The 255-nt window shown below is 62.7% G+C and carries 1 protein-coding gene; it reads left to right on the top strand.

The annotated features are described in order from the left end of the window. Positions 1–255: CoA transferase (locus AC0C6X_RS30265; RefSeq protein ID WP_472956734.1), on the top strand; the 255-nt coding region annotated here is incomplete at both ends.

The raw sequence follows: 255 nt of genomic DNA on the forward strand, positions 1-255 counted from the left end.
CCCCCGGTGGCTGGCTGGATGGCGTCAGGGTACTTGATCTCTGCAATGTGATTGCCGGCCCGCATTCGGTCGCCTATCTCGCCCGCTTCGGCGCGGAGGTCATCAAGATCGATCCGGCCAAGCCGCTCTATGATTGCTGGAACACCGTGATCTTCGGCATGTCGCACATGCGCGGCAAGCAGTCCGTGCTCCTGAACATCGGTTCGCCCGATGGCCGCGTTGTCTTCGAGGAACTGGTGCGCTCCGTCGACGTCG

The sequence above is a fragment of the Ensifer sp. VA4 genome, from assembly GCF_055710065.1.